Source organism: Streptomyces plumbidurans (assembly GCF_019857225.1).
GTDB classification, from domain to species: Bacteria; Actinomycetota; Actinomycetes; order Streptomycetales; family Streptomycetaceae; genus Streptomyces; species Streptomyces plumbidurans.
Genome location: NZ_JAFJSY010000010.1, coordinates 1 through 17,392, shown reverse-complemented (window position 1 = coordinate 17,392; position 17,392 = coordinate 1). Strand labels below are relative to the sequence as shown.

The 17,392-nt window shown below is 70.1% G+C and carries 17 protein-coding genes; 3 read left to right on the top strand and 14 right to left on the bottom strand.

What is annotated here, in order from left to right:
- Positions 1-64: 64 nt before the first annotated feature.
- The 5 genes from JYK17_RS08660 to JYK17_RS08640 all read right to left on the bottom strand — a co-directional run bounded on the left by JYK17_RS08660 (position 65) and on the right by JYK17_RS08640 (position 5,711).
- Entirely contained in the window at positions 65-1,771 is a 1,707-nt protein-coding gene (locus tag JYK17_RS08660) for a bifunctional uroporphyrinogen-III C-methyltransferase/uroporphyrinogen-III synthase (protein WP_108014411.1), read from the bottom strand.
- Positions 1,768-2,727 (bottom strand): hydroxymethylbilane synthase, encoded by a 960-nt coding sequence (hemC, locus tag JYK17_RS08655; RefSeq protein ID WP_108014410.1) that lies wholly within the window; start codon positions 2,725-2,727, stop codon positions 1,768-1,770. Before hemC ends, JYK17_RS08660 begins: the two co-directional genes overlap by 4 nt.
- A complete protein-coding gene (locus JYK17_RS08650) occupies positions 2,724-4,421 on the bottom strand; it encodes a glutamyl-tRNA reductase (RefSeq protein WP_108014409.1) in 1,698 nt (565 codons plus the stop codon). The genes hemC and JYK17_RS08650 overlap by 4 nt, the downstream gene beginning before the upstream one ends.
- Positions 4,418-5,182 carry a redox-sensing transcriptional repressor Rex gene (locus tag JYK17_RS08645; protein ID WP_108014408.1) on the bottom strand — a complete coding sequence of 255 codons (765 nt, stop codon included), beginning with the start codon at positions 5,180-5,182 and terminating at the stop codon, positions 4,418-4,420. Before JYK17_RS08645 ends, JYK17_RS08650 begins: the two co-directional genes overlap by 4 nt.
- Before the next feature lie 247 nt (positions 5,183-5,429).
- Positions 5,430-5,711, bottom strand: coding sequence for a glutaredoxin family protein (locus JYK17_RS08640; protein ID WP_181362580.1), 282 nt, complete (start codon positions 5,709-5,711; stop codon positions 5,430-5,432).
- A 150-nt stretch (positions 5,712-5,861) separates the two neighbouring features.
- Between JYK17_RS08640 and JYK17_RS08635 the strand changes: the two genes are divergently transcribed.
- The 3 genes from JYK17_RS08635 to JYK17_RS08625 all read left to right on the top strand — a co-directional run bounded on the left by JYK17_RS08635 (position 5,862) and on the right by JYK17_RS08625 (position 9,321).
- On the top strand, positions 5,862-6,773 hold the full coding sequence (locus JYK17_RS08635; protein WP_222810132.1) for an HAD family hydrolase: 912 nt from the start codon (positions 5,862-5,864) through the stop codon (positions 6,771-6,773).
- Between the two features lie 327 nt (positions 6,774-7,100).
- On the top strand, positions 7,101-7,874 hold the full coding sequence (locus tag JYK17_RS08630) for an ECF subfamily RNA polymerase sigma factor, BldN family (protein WP_108014406.1): 774 nt from the start codon (positions 7,101-7,103) through the stop codon (positions 7,872-7,874).
- Positions 7,875-8,100: 226 nt separating this feature from the next.
- Positions 8,101-9,321, top strand: a complete 1,221-nt coding sequence (locus tag JYK17_RS08625; protein WP_222810131.1) for a DUF5667 domain-containing protein — start codon at positions 8,101-8,103, stop codon at positions 9,319-9,321.
- Between the two features lie 273 nt (positions 9,322-9,594).
- On the opposite strand, the gene JYK17_RS08620 is transcribed toward JYK17_RS08625, so the two are convergent.
- The 9 genes from JYK17_RS08620 to JYK17_RS08580 form a co-directional block, all read right to left on the bottom strand.
- Positions 9,595-10,644 carry a lysophospholipid acyltransferase family protein gene (locus tag JYK17_RS08620; protein ID WP_222810130.1) on the bottom strand — a complete coding sequence of 350 codons (1,050 nt, stop codon included), beginning with the start codon at positions 10,642-10,644 and terminating at the stop codon, positions 9,595-9,597.
- 14 nt (positions 10,645-10,658) lie between these two features.
- Positions 10,659-11,720, bottom strand: coding sequence for an NAD-dependent epimerase/dehydratase family protein (locus tag JYK17_RS08615; RefSeq protein ID WP_108014403.1), 1,062 nt, complete (start codon positions 11,718-11,720; stop codon positions 10,659-10,661).
- A gap of 215 nt (positions 11,721-11,935) precedes the next feature.
- The gene (locus JYK17_RS08610) at positions 11,936-12,034 is read right to left on the bottom strand and encodes a 30S ribosomal protein bS22 (RefSeq protein ID WP_003948845.1); all 99 of its coding nucleotides are present in this window, start codon (positions 12,032-12,034) and stop codon (positions 11,936-11,938) included.
- Between the two features lie 154 nt (positions 12,035-12,188).
- Positions 12,189-12,398, bottom strand: coding sequence for a helix-turn-helix domain-containing protein (locus tag JYK17_RS08605; RefSeq protein ID WP_016437488.1), 210 nt, complete (start codon positions 12,396-12,398; stop codon positions 12,189-12,191).
- A gap of 129 nt (positions 12,399-12,527) precedes the next feature.
- Positions 12,528-13,325, bottom strand: a complete 798-nt coding sequence (locus tag JYK17_RS08600; protein WP_261995540.1) for a phosphatase — start codon at positions 13,323-13,325, stop codon at positions 12,528-12,530.
- A gap of 161 nt (positions 13,326-13,486) precedes the next feature.
- Positions 13,487-14,659: an acetoin utilization protein AcuC gene (locus tag JYK17_RS08595; protein ID WP_222810129.1), complete on the bottom strand. Its 1,173-nt coding sequence runs from the start codon at positions 14,657-14,659 to the stop codon at positions 13,487-13,489.
- Entirely contained in the window at positions 14,610-15,833 is a 1,224-nt protein-coding gene (locus JYK17_RS08590; protein WP_128802624.1) for an MFS transporter, read from the bottom strand. The genes JYK17_RS08595 and JYK17_RS08590 overlap by 50 nt, the downstream gene beginning before the upstream one ends.
- Positions 15,834-15,914: 81 nt before the next feature.
- Entirely contained in the window at positions 15,915-16,625 is a 711-nt protein-coding gene (locus JYK17_RS08585) for a VC0807 family protein (RefSeq protein WP_108014401.1), read from the bottom strand.
- Positions 16,626-16,694: 69 nt separating this feature from the next.
- Positions 16,695-17,339, bottom strand: a complete 645-nt coding sequence (locus JYK17_RS08580; RefSeq protein WP_108014603.1) for an HAD family hydrolase — start codon at positions 17,337-17,339, stop codon at positions 16,695-16,697.
- Positions 17,340-17,392 lie beyond the last annotated feature (53 nt).

The following is a 17,392-nucleotide window of genomic DNA, read 5'->3' as shown; positions in this document are numbered from 1 at the left end:
CGCCACCCGTAGCGCAAAACGCAGCAAAGCCCCCCGCGCAAGCACAGGGGGCTTCCGCCTCGCCTCAGGTCGTCGTCCGCCTCCGCCGTGCCCCCGGCCTCCGCTCGCTCGGCCGGGTCACCGCATCCCCCGCCTCCAGCGCGGCAGCACGCCGTCGGAGGCCGAAGTCGGCCAGCGCTTCCGCCAGCTTGTGGACGGACGGCTCGGGGGCCATGACGTCCACGCGCAGGCCGTGCTCCTCGGCGGTCTTCGCCGTTGCCGGGCCGATGCACGCGATGACGGTCACGTTGTGGGGCTTGCCCGCGATGCCGACGAGGTTGCGGACGGTGGAGGACGACGTGAAGAGCACGGCGTCGAAGCCGCCGCCCTTGATCGCCTCGCGGGTCTCGGCCGGCGGGGGCGAGGCCCGTACGGTGCGGTACGCCGTGACGTCGTCGACCTCCCAGCCCAGCTCGATCAGCCCGGCGACGAGGGTTTCCGTGGCGATGTCCGCGCGGGGCAGGAAGACTCGGTCGATCGGGTCGAAGACGGGGTCGTAGGGGGGCCAGTCCTCAAGGAGGCCAGCTGCCGACTGCTCGCCGCTCGGCACCAGGTCCGGCTTCACGCCGAAGGCGATCAGCGCGTTGGCGGTCTGCTCGCCGACCGCCGCGACCTTGATGCCCGCGAAGGCGCGCGCGTCCAGGCCGTACTCCTCGAACTTCTCCCGGACCGCCTTGACGGCGTTGACCGAGGTGAAGGCGATCCACTCGTAGCGGCCGGTGACCAGGCCCTTGACCGCGCGCTCCATCTGCTGCGGGGTGCGCGGGGGTTCGACGGCGATCGTCGGGACCTCGTGCGGTACGGCGCCGTAGGACCGCAGCTGGTCGGAGAGCGACGCCGCCTGCTCCTTCGTACGCGGCACGAGGACCTTCCAGCCGAACAGCGGCTTGGACTCGAACCACGACAGCTGGTCGCGCTGGGCGGGGGCGCTGCGGTCTCCGACCACGGCTATCACCGGGCGGCCGCCCTCCGGCGAGGGCAGCACCTTGGCCTGCTTCAGGGTCTGCGCGATGGTGCCGAGCGTCGCCGTCCAGGTCCGCTGGCGCGTGGTGGTGCCCGCGATGGTCACCGTCATCGGCGTGTCCGGCTTGCGGCCCGCCGACACCAGCTCACCCGCGGCCGCACCGACGGAGTCGAGCGTCGTCGACACGACCACGGTCCCGTCGGAGGCCCCCACCTCCGTCCAGCACCGGTCCGAGGCGGTACGGGCGTCCACGAACCGCACGTCCGCGCCCTCGGCGTCCCGCAGCGGGACACCCGCGTAGGCGGGCACACCGACGGCGGCGGCGACACCGGGGACGACCTCGAACGGCACACCCGCACCGGCGCAGGCGAGCATCTCCTCGGCGGCGTAAGTGTCCAGGCCAGGGTCCCCCGCGACCGCACGGACGACCCGCCTGCCGCCCCGCGCGGCCTCCATGACAAGATGTGCGGCATCCCGTACCGCGGGGACCCCAGCGGTTGTTGACGATCCGTCAACAACCGCCAGCTGAGGTGTGCCCGTGCCCGGGTGGGAGTCCGCAGAAGGACCCCCGTCCGTGTGCACCTCGGCGACGCCTTGCCTGGCGTGCTTGCGCACCACGTCGAGCACGTCGTGCTCGGCGACCAGTACGTCCGCGTTCGCCAGCGCCTCGACGGCGCGCAGAGTCAGCAGTCCCGGATCCCCGGGTCCGGCACCGAGGAAGGTGACGTGCCCGTGTTCGAGGCCGGTGGGAAGGGTGGTGGGGCTCACAGTGCTCGCTCCCCCATCAGACCGGCCGCGCCCTGGGCAAGCATCTCGGCAGCGAGTTCACGGCCGAGCGCCATTGCTTGGTCGTACGTCTCGGGCACGGGACCGGTGGTGGACAGCTGCACCGTGCGCGAGCCGTCGGTCGTGCCGACTATCCCGCGCAGGCGCATTTCCTTGACAATCTGCCCGTCGGCCAGAAGGTCGGCCAGTGCGCCCACAGGGGCGCTGCAGCCGGCCTCCAGGGCGGCGAGCAGTGACCGCTCGGCGGTCACGGCGACCCGAGTGAACGGGTCGTCGAGTTCCCCGAGTGACGCGATCAGGTCCGCGTTGTCCGCGGCACACTCGATCGCCAGTGCCCCCTGGCCGGGAGCGGGCAGAACCGTGTCGACCGACAGGAAGTCGGTCACCTCGTCGATCCGGCCGATCCGGCTCAGGCCCGCGGCGGCCAGGACGACGGCGTCCAGCTCACCGTCCTGCACGAACCGGATCCGGGTGTCGACGTTGCCCCGTATCGGGACCGTCTTTATGTCCAGCCCGTGCGTGCGGGCGTACGCGTTCAGCTGCGCCGCTCGGCGCGGTGAACCCGTACCGATGCGCGCGCCGCGCGGCAGGTCGGTGAACTTCAGCGCGTCCCGGGCGACGATCACGTCGCGCGGGTCCTCACGCACGGGTACGGCGGCCAGCACCAGGCCCTCGGGCTGCGCGGTGGGCAGGTCCTTGAGCGAATGAACCGCGAAGTCGACCTCACCCCGCAGCAGTGCGTCGCGCAGCGCCGTGACGAACACGCCCGTGCCGCCGATCTGCGCGAGGTGCTCGCGGGAGGTGTCGCCGTAGGTGGTGATCTCGACGAGTTCGACGGGCCGTCCGGTCACCTCGCTCACGGCGTTCGCCACCTGCCCGGACTGGGCCATGGCGAGTCTGCTTCGCCTCGTCCCCAGTCTCAATGCCTTGCTGTTCATGCCGGCCCTCGGTTCTTGCTGTTCTCAGATTCGTCGTCGGCGCCCTCGGCCCGGGAGACGGCGGCCACCGCCTCCTGGTCGAGGTCGAACAGGGTTCTCAGGGCATCCGCGTACCCTGCTCCACCCGGTTCGGCCGCGAGTTGTTTGACCCGTACGGTCGGCGCGTGCAGCAGCTTGTCCACGACGCGTTTGACGGTCTGGGTGATCTCGCCGCGGTGCTTTTCGTCGAGCCCGGGCAGCCGCCCCTCCAGGCGGGCGATCTCGCCGGCCACGACGTCGGCGGCCATCGCCCGCAGGGCGACCACGGTCGGCGTGATGTGCGCGGCCCGCAGCGCGGCCCCGAAGGCCGCGACCTCGTCGGCGACGATCCGGCGGACCTGGTCGACGTCGGCGGCCATCGGCGCGTCGGCGGAGGCCTCCGCGAGCGACTCGATGTCGACGAGACGGACGCCGGTCAGCCGGTGCACGGCCGGGTCGATGTCGCGCGGCATCGCGAGGTCGAGCAGGAACAGGACGGGCGCGGGCCGCGGCGGCTCGGCGACCGGTTCGGGCCTGCGGCGCTCGGGGATGCGGCCGACGGTCGCCGCGGTGGCGGCGAGCGCGGTGATCAGCTCGGCGTCGGCCTCGGTCGCGGTGCGCGCGGCCTCGCGGCGGTCCACGGTGCCGTTGTCCACCCAGGCGGCGTGCTGCTCCAGCGTGGCCGCGTCCATCCCGGCCACGGCGGCCTCGCCCATCACGGAGAAGCCCTGCTGCGGTGCGGCGAGGTCGAGCGGACAGCCCTCCTCGGTGCCGACGGAGGTGGGCGGCAGCGGACGTACCTCCGCGTTCTCCGCTACGGCGACGGGTGCGCCCGTACGGCCCTCGACCGCGGTCGCGACCGCCTCGGCCGGCAGCACCAGCCCCGCCGCGCCGGTACAGGACACCACGACATCTGCACGTGTCAGCTCGCCCGGCACCGCGTCCATCGGTACCGCGCGGGCCGCCACGTCCGTGCCGTCGGCCCCGGACAGTATCTGGGCCAGGCGCTCGCCGCGCTCGGCGGTGCGGTTGGCGACGACGATCTCGGCGACCCCGGCCCGCGCGAGCGTGGCGGCGGCCAGCGACGACATCGAGCCGGCCCCGACGACCAGCGCCTTCTTGCCGCGGGCCCACTCCTGGACGTCCTCGCGGGCGGACAGCTGCTCCAGGCCGAAGGTGACCAGGGACTGCCCGGCGCGGTCGATGCCGGTCTCGGAGTGAGCCCGCTTGCCGACCCGCAGCGCCTGCTGGAACAGGTCGTTCAGCAGCCGTCCGGCGGAGTGCAGGTCCTGCGCCCGGGCCAGCGAGTCCTTTATCTGGCCGAGGATCTGCCCCTCGCCCACGACCATCGAGTCGAGTCCGCAGGCCACCGAGAACAGATGGTGGACGGCACGGTCCTCGTAGTGGACGTAGAGATAGGGCGTGAGTTCTTCGAGGCCGACCCCGCTGTGCTGGGCGAGCAGGGTGGACAGCTCGGCGACACCGGCGTGGAACTTGTCGACGTCGGCGTACAGCTCGATGCGGTTGCAGGTGGCGAGGACCGCGGCCTCGGTGGCGGGCTCCGCGGCGACCGTGTCCTGCAACAGCTTGACCTGGGCGTCCGTGCTCAGCGCGGCACGCTCCAGGACGCTGACCGGCGCGCTGCGGTGGCTCAGCCCGACGACGAGGAGACTCATGCCGGCATCACGGCGGGTACGTCCCCGTCCGGGCCCTTGTCGGCGGGGGTCTTGCGGGCGGCGACCGGACGTCGCCGGCCGTCGGTCTCGGCGGCCTCCTCGCCGGCCTTGCGCTGCTCGTGGAAGGCGAGGATCTGTAGCTCGATGGAGAGGTCGACCTTGCGTACGTCGACGCCGTCCGGGACGGACAGCACGGTCGGCGCGAAGTTCAGGATGGAGGTGACACCGGCGGCCACGAGCCGGTCGCAGACCTGCTGGGCGGCGCCCGCGGGGGTGGCGATGACCCCGATGCTCACGCCGTTGTCGTCGATGATCTTTTCCAGATCGTCGGTGTGCTGCACGGGGATGCCCGCCACGGGCTTGCCCGCCATCTCCGGGTCGGCGTCTATCAGGGCCGCGACCCTGAAGCCACGGGAGGCGAACCCGCCGTAATTGGCCAGGGCGGCACCGAGGTTACCGATACCGACGATCACAACCGGCCAGTCCTGGGTGAGCCCGAGCTCGCGCGAGATCTGGTAGACGAGATACTCGACGTCGTAGCCGACACCGCGGGTGCCGTACGAACCCAGGTAGGAGAAGTCCTTGCGCAGCTTGGCGGAGTTGACCCCCGCGGCGGCCGCGAGCTCCTCCGAGGAGACCGTGGGCACCGAGCGTTCCGACAGTGCGGTCAGCGCGCGGAGGTACAGCGGAAGCCTGGCGACGGTGGCCTCGGGAATCCCTCGGCTGCGGGTCGCCGGTCGGTGAGTTCGGCCAGTTGCCACGGTGCTCCTGCGGGTAGAGCGGGGCTGCAGGCGGTCACACGTACCAAGACCGCCCCGTCGACAGAAGGCTATGTCTTTGTGAACGCGTGCACAAAGATGGTGTCCGATTTGCCCGGCCAACGTGACCGGGGTCACGCACACACGTCCCAGGCGTATCGCAGGGGGCAAAACCGACACTCTCCTCGTGAATCCCGCCCCCCAGACCAGATCGCCTTCGATCCTAGGCGATGTCCCGTACGGCCTTGTACTACTCGGTCAGTTCTTTGCGCAGGCGACGCTCGTCCACCCGCCAGAAGGTGTGCTGACTGCCGTCGACCAGGACCACCGGGATCTGCTCCCAGTACTCGTCGTACAACCCCTGGTCACGGGTGATGTCCTTCTCCTCCCAGGGGACGCCGAGTTCGCCGCAGACCTTCTCGACCACCAGCCGTGCGTCGTCGCACAGATGGCAGTCGGGCTTGCCGATGAGAGTGACCAACCGCTCATGCGGAGCGGGCCTGCGGCGGAAGAGAGGACTCATGTCAGCCATTCTCGCGCGCACGTGAAACGGCGGGACACCCGAAAGCGCCAAGGAACGCCAGGATCGGATGAGTTCTTTAACGACACGGTCGCGGAGAGTTCACAGGCTTCCAACCTCGCGCGTACGGAGGCACCGAACAAACTGGCTATGCTCACGGACATGGCCGCTCTCGGATGGCTCACTCCCCGTAGGCGCTCCGCCACGGCGCGGAGCGTGTTGGCAGGCGAGGCCTCTGCGGAGGCAGCACGCAAGTCCTCGCAGGACGTCACGCCGGAGGAACCGCAGTTCCCCGTGCTCGGCGACGACAAGGCCGCCGCCTTCTTCGACCTCGACAACACCGTCATGCAGGGCGCCGCGCTCTTCCACTTCGGCCGGGGCCTGTACAAGCGGAAGTTCTTCGAGACCCGCGACCTGGCCAAGTTCGCCTGGCAGCAGGCCTGGTTCAGACTGGCCGGCGTCGAGGACCCGGAGCACATGCAGGAGGCCCGCGACTCGGCGCTGTCCATCGTCAAGGGCCACCGCGTCGCCGAACTGCGGTCGATCGGCGAGGAGATCTACGACGAGTACATGGCCGAGCGGATCTGGCCCGGCACCCGCGCGCTCGCCCAGGCACACCTGGACGCGGGCCAGCGGGTGTGGCTGGTCACCGCGGCCCCGGTGGAGATCGCGACCGTGATCGCCCGCCGTCTCGGCCTGACCGGCGCCCTGGGCACCGTCGCCGAGTCCGTGGACGGCGTCTACACCGGCAAGTTGGTGGGCGAACCGCTGCACGGCCCGGCGAAGGCGGAGGCGGTCCGCGCGCTGGCCGCGGCGGAGGGCCTGGACCTGACCCGCTGCGCGGCGTACAGCGACTCGCACAACGACATCCCGATGCTCTCGCTGGTCGGCCACCCCTACGCGATCAACCCGGACGCCAAGCTCCGCAAGCACGCCCGCAAGCTCGAGTGGCGGCTGCGCGACTACCGCACCGGCCGCAAGGCGGCGAAGGTGGGCATCCCGGCGGCGGCAGGAGTGGGCGCGGTCGCGGGGGGCACCGCGGCGGCGATCGCGCTGCACCGGCGCCGTCGCTGACCGCGACACACCACGAAATCGACGGGCCGGGGCAGGTTTCCCGGCCCGTTCAGCGTTTGTGCAGTCCAGTTGGCTGCACACCGCCACAACACGCCCCGTTCCCACTCGGAACCCGAACTGTTTCGATCAACAACCGATCACTCAGAGGTACTAGAACGGGCGCGAATCGGTTACGGAAGCGACGTAATCGGTGATTTGAGCAACTGGGTGTAGCAGCGCCTGTACGAAGCGTTATTCTCCTCAGACGCAAACCGGTACCACTCCGTCGCTACGACGGGTGAACGGTCCCGCACTGCACGTGATGGAAGCTCTGCCTCTGGGAGTCCCGTGTACCCACACGTCGGGGTTGACGCCTCGGGCCTGGCTACGCTGCGCGCAACGGTCCTCGACCTGTTGCGCGGCTTCGTCCCCACCGCGTACGCCGTCCCCGCCCTCGCCGTTGCCACCACCCCCGTCGGCCCGTGCTACGCGCTCGCCGACGGCAGCGCCGCCGTCGGCAGACGCGGCCGGGCGACGGGCACCACCACCCCCCGCCGTCCCGCAGCGGACAGCGACAGCGCCCGGATGATGGACCTCGTCGAACGCGCCCAGGCCGGCGAGGCCGACGCCTTCGGCCGCCTCTACGACCAGTACAGCGACACCGTGTACCGGTACATCTACTACCGGGTGGGCGGCAAAGCCACCGCGGAGGACCTCACCAGTGAGACGTTCCTGCGCGCGCTGCGCCGTATCGGCACCTTCACCTGGCAGGGCCGCGACTTCGGCGCCTGGCTGGTGACGATCGCCCGCAACCTCGTCGCCGACCACTTCAAGTCGAGCCGCTTCCGGCTCGAGGTGACCACCGGTGAGATGCTCGACGCCAACGAGGTCGAGCGCTCCCCCGAGGACTCCGTCTTGGAGTCCCTCTCCAACGACGCGCTGCTCGACGCCGTACGGCGCCTCAACCCCCAGCAGCAGGAGTGCGTGACGCTCCGCTTCCTTCAGGGTCTGTCGGTCGCCGAGACCGCCCGTGTGATGGGCAAGAACGAGGGCGCCATCAAGACGCTCCAGTACCGCGCGGTGCGCACTCTGGCCCGGCTCCTCCCGGACGACGTCCGCTGACGGTCGGTAATGTCCAACTAGCAGTCAGTGAAAGTCCGTTGACTTCTCGTTTGGATCATCTGTCGTCCGTAACCCAAGTGCCGCGACGCTCGTTGTGCGGGATGCAGGCTCCCTGTGGTCACTCCCTGGCCGTCTTCGATCACTCGATCGTGTGGATGTGGTCAGAGCGTGCAACCCTCAGGACCCCCTGGGGAGTCGACCGTCATGATGAGAGGAGGTGCCGCCAGTGATCGCGAACGTATCGGCACACCGGCGGGCGAACGCCTTCGCCCAGGCCCTGGAGGAGCAGCCGGACCGGGGCACGGCGGCCGAGCAGTCCGAGGGACCCGCCCCGGCCACGACTGCTGCGGAACGAAGCGAGCAGGGCCGGCTGCTGGAGCTCACGGAGTGTCTCGGCGAACTGCCCCGACCTCAGCTGGATCCCGAGGTCAAGGTCGTTCAGCGGGCGCAACTGGTGGCCGCGTTCGAGGCGATGATGCAGGAGGGCGCGGGCGGCGAGGCCGAACCGGCGGTTCCTGTGCAGCGGTCCCGCGGCGCCCACCGCGCGAGCCCGCTGGGCAAACTGCGGCCGCGCTCCCGGCTCACCAAGGGCCTGGCGGCGGGCGGACTGAGCGTCGGCGTCGCGGCAGGGGCCTTCGGCGGTGTCGCCGCGGCCAGCCAGGACGCCCTGCCCGGTGACTCGCTCTACGGACTCAAGCGCGGCATCGAGGACTTCAAGCTCAACTACATGTCCGACGGCGCCGACCAGCGCGGTGTGGCCTATCTCGACCAGGCCTCCACCCGGCTGAGCGAGGCACGCCGGCTGATGGAGCGCGGCCGCGGGGGCCACACCCTCGACCACGAGTCCCTCGGCGAGATCCGGCGCACCCTGTCCGGCATGACGCACGACGCGTCCGAGGGCCACCGGCTGCTGCACGAGGCGTACGAGCGCGACCCGGACCGCCTCGGCCCCATCCAGGCCCTGTCGGCCTTCTCGCGCTCGCACCGCGAGGCCTGGGGCGCCCTGCGCGAGCGGCTCCCGCTGCAGCTCGGGGACGTCAGTGAGCAGGTGTCGTCGGTGTTCGCGGCCATAGACGACGAGGTCGCCCCGCTGCAGTCCCTGCTGCCGCAGTCCCCGGCACAACACGGCGGCGACGTCAAGCACCACGGCTCGGACCGCGCCTCCCAGGGCACCTCCGGCTCCGGCCGGAAGTCCGCCGAGCCCAGCGCCGACAACAGCTCCTCCGACCACGGCCGCACCAGCAAGCCGAGCCAGTCGGCCGGCTCCACCGGCGAGGGCCTCCTCGGCGGCAGCACCGGCGGCCTGCTCGACCCCCCGAAGGACACCGGCAGCGCCTCCCCGTCGGCAAGCAAGCCCCCCTCCGGCGAACCGGACGTGACAATCCCCCCGCTGCTCCCCGGCCTGCTCCCCGGCCTGGGCATCGACAGCGAGGACACCACCCAGTAGGCCAGGCCCTACGGCTGTGGGGGCGCCCTTCTCCAGGAAGGCCGCCCCCACAGCCGTACCGGCATCAGAAGCACGGCATCAGCAGTACGGCATCAGAGAAACACCGACCGCCGCTGCACCAGCAGCCTGGCCCCTCTCATCTGCTGCCCTCGCACTGCTTCGCAGGCTTCGGACAGCTGCGCCGGACTCCGTCCGGCGGCTCCACGCAGCCGAAGTCGCGCCCCCGGGCAGCCCGCCCGCGATGAAGCGGCGCTCCCCCGTGAAACGCGCCCCTCAGAAAAACACCGACCTCCGCTGGACCAAAAGCTTGTACAGCGTGTGCTGGATCTGTTCCCTGACCTGGTCCGTCAGGTTGAACATCAGCATGGGATCCTCGGCAGCCTCCGGCGGATACCCGTCCGTGAGGATCGGTTCGCCGAACTGGATCGTCCACTTCGTCGGCAGCGGGACCGCGCCCAGCGGACCGAGCCACGGGAAGGTGGGCGTCAGCGGGAAGTACGGGAAGCCCAGCAGCCGCGCGAGGGTCTTCGCGTTGCCGATCATCGGATAGATCTCCTCCGCGCCGACGATCGAGCACGGAATGATCGGCGTGCCGTGGCGCAGCGCCGTGGAGACGAAGCCGCCGCGGCCGAAGCGCTGGAGCTTGTAGCGCTCGCTGAAGGGCTTGCCGATGCCCTTGAAGCCCTCCGGCATCACCCCGACCAGCTCGCCCTTCCCCAGCAGCCGTTCGGCGTCCTCCGCGCACGCCAGGGTGTGGCCCAGCTTGCGCGCCAGCTCGTTGACCACCGGCAGCACGAAGACCAGATCGGCGGCGAGCAGCCGCAGATGGCGCCCCGCCGGGTGGTGGTCGTGGACGGCGACCTGCATCATCAGGCCGTCCATCGGAACCGTCCCGGAGTGGTTGGCGACGATCAGCGCGCCGCCCTCCGAGGGGATGTTCTCGACGCCCTTCACCTCGACCCGGAAGTACTTCTCGTACACCGGCCGCAGCAGGGACATCAGGACCTGGTCGGTCAACTCCTCGTCGTAGCCGAAGTCGTCGACCTCGTAGTCGCCGGTGAGACGGCGGCGCAGGAAGGAGAGCCCGCTCGCGACGCGCCGCTCCCAGCCGCCGTCGCTCTGCGGCTGCTGGGGCGGCCGTTCCTCTTGCGTCACGGGAACATCATCCTGCGCAGGCGCCCTGCTGGGCAGGGGCTGGACGTCACCGACCAGTGCGGGTTCCGTGGTCTTGCGTCGGCTTCCCATGCCGCGACGCCGCGACGGCCGCGGCGCGGCTCCACGGGACCGGTCGTCGTCGAACGGAATGACCTTGGCATCCGCCATCGTTGATGCGCTCCTCAGTTGGCGCTCTGCGTCGGGGGGTGGCCGCCGCCCAGGACGGGCAGCGCGGCGATCCGGTCGACGGCTCCCGCCAGGGCCTCCGGCGGCAGGAGCCCGGGTCCATGACTGCGCGCGAAGTCCGCGAAGGTCTCCGCCGTCGTGTACTTCGGCTGGAATCCGAGCGTCTCACGCATCTGGTCCGTCGCCACGACACGGCCATGGGTCAGCAGCCGGATCTGTTCGGGCGAGAAGTCCGTCATGCCCAGCGTCCGCACCAGCGAGCCGGCCCAGGTGACCGCCGGCAGCAGCAGCGGCACCGTGGGGCGGCCCAGGCGCCGGGAGCACTGGGAGAGCAGCAGGACCCCGTCGCCCGCCACATTGAAGGTGCCGCTGTTGAGCGTGCCCCGCGCGGCTTCCAGCGAGGCGATCCGCAGCACCTCCATCACATCGTCCTCGTGCACGAACTGCAGCCGCGGGTCGTAGCCGAACACGGTCGGCAGGACCGGCAGCGAGAAGTAGGAGGCGAGCGGCGTGTCCGCCGTGGGGCCCAGGATGTTGGCGAAGCGCAGCACGCACACGGCCACGTCGGGCCGCCGCCGCGCGAAGCCGCGCACATACCCCTCGACCTCGACCGTGTCCTTGGCGAAGCCGCCGCTGGGCAGGGACTTGGGCGGGGTCGTCTCGGTGAACACCGCAGGATCGCGGGGCGCGGAGCCGTAGACGTTCGTACTGGACTTCACGACCAGCCGCTTGACCGTCGGCGACTTCTGGCAGGCGCCGAGCAGCTGCATCGTGCCGATGACGTTGGTCTCCTTGACCGCCGCCCGGCTGCCGCTGCCCAGGCCGGTCGCGCTGACATCCATGTGTACGACGGTGTCGGCGCCCGTCTCGGCGAGCACCCGCCCGATGGAGGGCTGCCGGATGTCGGCCTGGACGAAGTCCGCGCCGCCCAGGTGGTGCTCGGGCGTGATCGCGTCCACCGCCACGACCCGGTCCACCTCCGGGTCACGCTGGATCCGCCGTACGAACCGGCCCCCCAACCTGCGGGCCACTCCGGTCACGAGCACGACCTTGCCCAAGATCTGCGCCTTCCTTCCAGCCCATCCGGTACTCGTAGCCTGCCGTGTTCCCCGCGTTCGGCCAACTTAGCGGGTCGATGTTGCGCTGTGATGACCACCCAATGCATGAAGTGACGACATCCACAGCCGGACGAACAGACCAGGCCATGTGAAAACGCCTGTGGCCCCCCACCTGTTGCGGTGGGGGGCCACAGAGCACGCTCTCGGCGCGTCGCCTACTTCTTGTTGCGACGCTGAACGCGCGTGCGCTTGAGCAGCTTGCGGTGCTTCTTCTTCGCCATCCGCTTGCGCCGCTTCTTGATAACAGAGCCCACGACTACCCTCGCTCACTTCTCATCACTCGGCGTTGGGCGCCATGGGCCCATACGACCTACAAGGGGCCAGCCTACCGGTCCGAGCGCTGAGGTTGTAATCGAGGGTTCCGGGGGGAGATCCACCAAGTGCCCTGAGGCTCCCCCCGACCCGTCGTCAGGCGGTTTCCACCCCCACGTAGCTCTCGCGAAGGTACTCGTGAACCGCGTTCTCGGGGACGCGGAAGGACCGCCCCACCCTGATCGCGGGCAGATGACCGCTGTGCACCAGCCGGTACACGGTCATCTTCGACACTCGCATCACCGAGGCGACCTCCGCCACGGTAAGGAACTGAACCTCGCTCAGAGGCCTCTGCTCAGCAGCCATGACACACCTGAACCTTCCGCACTCGACGGCCACCGGCTTCCCCTTCCGGTGACTCTTCGTCGCTGCGTGCTCACTCCCCAATGTAGGGGCGGGTGATGCGAGTGGGGAAGAGGTGCACCCATCGCAGGCCTACTGTGACAGACACGCTCGATTGAGTACGTAGCGGGTAAGCGGCCGGTAGTAATCAGACCGCACAGCGTCATCAAGTGGAACGACGACGGACACGGACCCCTCCGCCTCCCCCACGAAGAGCGCGGGGTCGTCCGTATCGGCCAGACCGATGGCCTCGAACCCCAGCTGACCTGCCCCGCAGACCCAGCCGTGGTCCCCGACGACCAGCTCGGGAAGCGGCCCGCCGGCCTCGGCGGCCGCGGCCAGCGCGGTGCGAACCGGGAGCGGGGAGTGGGTGTGCACGCCGGTCGCACAACCGGGGCGGGGAGCACCGGGTTCCCGCACCAGCGCGACTCCTTGTACGTAGTCAAGGTTGTACGTGCGTAGGCCGAACCGGGTCGTTATGTCGACACAGCGACCATACGCAGGGGTGAGGACGGCACATCCCGCCGCCGACAGCGCGTCTGCCAGAGCTGCGTAGAAACCGAGCAGACGGTGCGGATGACCGGTGCCGAGGAGCACGGGTGCGCCACGCTGGGCCGCTGCCGCGAGACGCTCCGCGAACGAATCCAGAGCGGTCAGAGTGCGCTCCGGATCGATCACATCCTGACCGGAGACCTGGCGCGGATCGGCCGAAACCCCGCACTTGTCCGCCATCAACTCGATCAAATCCCGCTGCCGCCACGTCCATTCGGGATCGAGCCCGAGCAGCGCCCGAGGATCGCGGGCGGCGAAGAGCCGGTAACTGCGAAGGCTCTCCTCGCGGGAGGTGGCCACCGGCCCGGCGAGACGGGCGGCCAGCAGATGAGCGCGCATGGCTCCGGTGCTCAACACGTCTGCGATGGTGACGGACCGGGAGGGGCCGCACGGCAGAAACGGGCGAAACAACGCACTGTTGGCGTAATGGGCACGATTGTGCCCACTCCTACCGCTCTGCCCTACGGCAACGGCAACGGCAACGGCAAAACGGCAACGCCCTACGGCAGCAGCCCCCGCAGCGGAAACACCGCCCGCCGCGTCGCCAGCACCGCCTGGTCCAGCCGGTCGGCGGGGTCGTACCCCGCGTCCCACCCGGCGAACGACACCGGCCACCGCCCGTCCGTCATCCGCGCCGGCGCCAACTGCCGCGTCCGCGCGAACACTTCCTGCCGCCAGCCCTCGGGAATCATCGCCTCGGGCTCGATCTCCCGCCCCGCCGCGATCCCCACGAGATGCGTCCACGAGCGCGGCACGACCTCGACGACCGCGTAGCCGCCGCCGCCCAGCGCGACCCACTTGCCGTCGGCGTACTCGTGCGCCAGCTCATGACAGGCGACCTGCACCGCCCGCTGCGCGTCCAGCGACACCGCCAGATGCGCCAGGGGATCCTCGAAGTGCGTATCGGCCCCGTGCTGCGTCACCAGGACCTGCGGCCGGCAATCGGCGACCAGTTCCGGTACGACGGCGTGGAAGGCCCGCAGCCACCCCGCGTCCCCGGTCCCGGCCGGCAGCGCGACATTCACGGCCGAGCCCTCCGCCGACTCCGCGCCCGTCTCCTGCGGCCACCCGGTCTGCGGGAACAGCGTCCGCGGGTGCTCGTGCAGGGAGATCGTCAGCACTCGGGGATCGTCCCAGAACGCCGCCTGCACGCCGTCCCCGTGGTGTACGTCGACGTCGACGTACACGACCCGCTCGACCCCCAGCTCCAGCAGCCGCGCGATCGCCAGCGCGGCGTCGTTGTAGACGCAGAACCCCGACGCGCTGCCCGGCATCGCGTGATGCAGCCCGCCCGCGAAGTTCACCGCGTGCAGCGCGTCCCCGCTCCACACGGCCTCGGCGGCGGCCACCGACTGCCCCGCGATCATCGCCGACACCTCGTGCATCCCGGCGAAGGCGGGATCGTCCATCGTGCCCAGCCCGTACGCCCCGTCCGCCGCCCCGGGATCCGCCGACGCCGCCTTCACGGCCGCGATGTAGTCCTCCCGGTGCACGAGCCGCAGGGTCGACTCACCCGCGGGCTTCGCCGCCACCACCCGCACGTCCTTGTCGAGCCCGAAGGCGTCGACGAGGTGCCTGGTCAGGGCGAGCCGGACCGGATCCATCGGGTGGTCCGGGCCGAAGTCATAGCCCGTTACTGCCTCGTCCCACATCAGCTGTGCGCGGCCACTCATGCCCGCCACCGTATCGGTCCGGTTGAGGAGCGAACGACCGGGCGTAGAACAGCGTCACCAGCACCAACAGCATCGGCACGAGCATCGCCCAGCGATAACTCCACGCATCGCCCAGCGCCCCCACCAGCGGCGAGCCGATCAAAAAGCCGACGTAGTTGAAGATGTTCAGCCGCGCGACGGCGGCGTCGGAGGCGTTCGGGAACAGCCGCCCGGCCGCCGCGAAGGTCTGTGGCACCAGCACGCACAGGCCCAACCCCACCAGCGTGAACCCGAGCATCCCGACCCACGCCCCCGGCGACACCGCCACCACCACGAAGCCCAGCGCCCCCACCAGCGCCCCCAGCCGCACCACGGCCACGGCCCCGAACCGCCGCACACCCCAGTCCCCCAGCGACCGCCCCAGCAGCGTGGTCACCATGTACACGTTGTACGGCACCGTCGACAGCTGCTCCGAGCTGCCGAGCACGTCCTTGAGGTACTTCGCGCTCCAGTTGGAGACGGTCGAGTCCCCGATATAGGCGAAGGTCATCACCAGGCACAGCGGCAGCAGCAGCTTGAAGACGATGCCCTGACTCTGCGCCCGCTCCTCCTCCTGCTCCGCCACGGCCGCCGACGAACCCCCGTCGACATACCAGCGGCTCGCCACCAGCGTGGCCGGCAACAGCACGGCGACGACCGGCAGATACGACACCCACAGCGCCAGATGCCAGTGCGCTCCCACCCAGGCCAGCGAGGCCCCCACGATCCCGCCGAGGCTGAACGCCGCATGGAAGCTGAGCATGATGCTCCGGCCGTACGACCGCTGCAGGCTCACCCCGAGCATGTTCATCGACGCGTCGAGCCCACCCACGGCCAGCCCGAACGCCGCCAGCGCGATCCCCAGTTCGAGCAGGTGATCGCCCGCCCCGACGCCGAGCAGCGCCAGCAGCACCACCGGCTGGACGCAGCGCAGCAGCAGACTCGGCCGCACCCGCTTCACCAGCTGCTCGGTCGTCACGCTCCCGACACCGGCCAGGATGGGCACGGCCGCGAGGAAGACGGGCAGCAGCGCGTCGGAGACCCCGTAGCGGTCCTGGATGGCGGGAATCCGCGTCACCAGCAGGGCAAAGGTGGCGCCCTGCGCGAAGAAGCTGAACGCCAAAGAGGCCCTGCCTCGCCGCAGCACATCTGTCATGGCGGCGAGCGTAGGGCCCCTGGCTACCTGTGGGTAGATCAAGCCAAAGGTGAGTTTTCCTCAACTTCACCCATTGTCGCTTCAGGCGGCGACGGCCGACCCGGGCGCCCCGGGCTCCTCGGCGTCCTCGGCAGTCGCGCCGGCCTCGGCCTCCGCGGCGAGCATCCGCTCCATGGGCCCGGCGCCGAAGGCACCGCCGACCACGATGCCGACCCCGATCGCGCCGAGCATGATGACCGTACCGAGCCACACCATGGTGTCCACCGGCACGGTGTACGCGCCCACGATCCGCACGATGCACTCCACGAGCAGCGCGACACCCCACACGACGGAGAAGACCCGCTCCTTGCGCCGGAAGTCCGCCGACGCCGCCGCCGTCCCGTCCATCAGACGGTCCCAGGCGGCCTGCCTGGCCTCGTCCTTGATCAGGAAGGGCTTGAGCCCCTCGGTCATCATCGGCCGGCCCAGCGCCACCGACACCAGGATCCCGATGCCGATGGTGCTGCTGACCCCGCTGTCCTTGGCCAGGAGCAGCCGCGGATCACCGGAGACAAAGCTCAGCGCCAGCGACACGACGGTCACGACGAGGATGAGAGCGGCCAGGACGTTGGCCTTCCGGTCCCTGACCACGGACCACCCGGTCCGCAGGGCCGGCACCACGGCGCTGAGGGCGAGCGACGCGAAGGTGCTCATCCCGAAGCCGTCCTTGAACACGTAGTACGACCCGAGCGGGATGGCCACGTCCACGATCAGCGGAAGGAAATCGTTCGACTTGCCAGTCTTCGTCGTCATGCACCCAGCTTGCCGACCGGCACTCGAACTCCAGTAGAAACGATCGTCCGGAGCTCCACATGACAAATGTCAGACGAGCAGGTCAGCCAACTCCCCCAGATCCGAGAAGAGTCGAGTGGCCCCTACGAGCCTCTCAGCAGGCGTCATCGCGGTGAACCCGTAGACGTCCATCCCGGCCGCGACAGCCGCCTGCACCCCCAGAGGACTGTCCTCGACCACCACACACCGCTCCGGCACGGCCCCCATCCGCTCAGCCGCGTAGAGGAAGAGATCCGGCGCCGGCTTGCCCCGCCCGACATCCTGCGAACTGAAGATCCGACCGTCGTCGAACAGCCGGTCAAGCCCGGTCTTACGATGCCCCACCCGAATCCGCTCATGACTCCCGGAGGACGCGACACAGTACGGCACCCCGTCGGCCGCCAACTTCTCCAGCAGCCCTACGGCCCCGGCAACCGGCTCCAACTCCCGCTCGAACGCGGCGAACACCCGCGCATGGAAGACATCGTCGAAGTCCGCCGGAAGCCGCTCCCCGGTCCGCTCCTCGATGAGGTCATGGACCCGGTGCATGGCGGCGCCCATGTAGTCCTGCAGCGATTCCTCGTACGACGTCGGATGCCCGAGCTCGGTGAGATAGCCGGCGAGGAGCCGGTTGGAGATGGGCTCGCTGTCGACGAGGACGCCATCGTTGTCGAAGATCACAAGGTCGTAGCGCATGACATCGAGCGTAAACGCAGAAAACCCCCGCACCGAAAGGTGCGGGGGTTTTC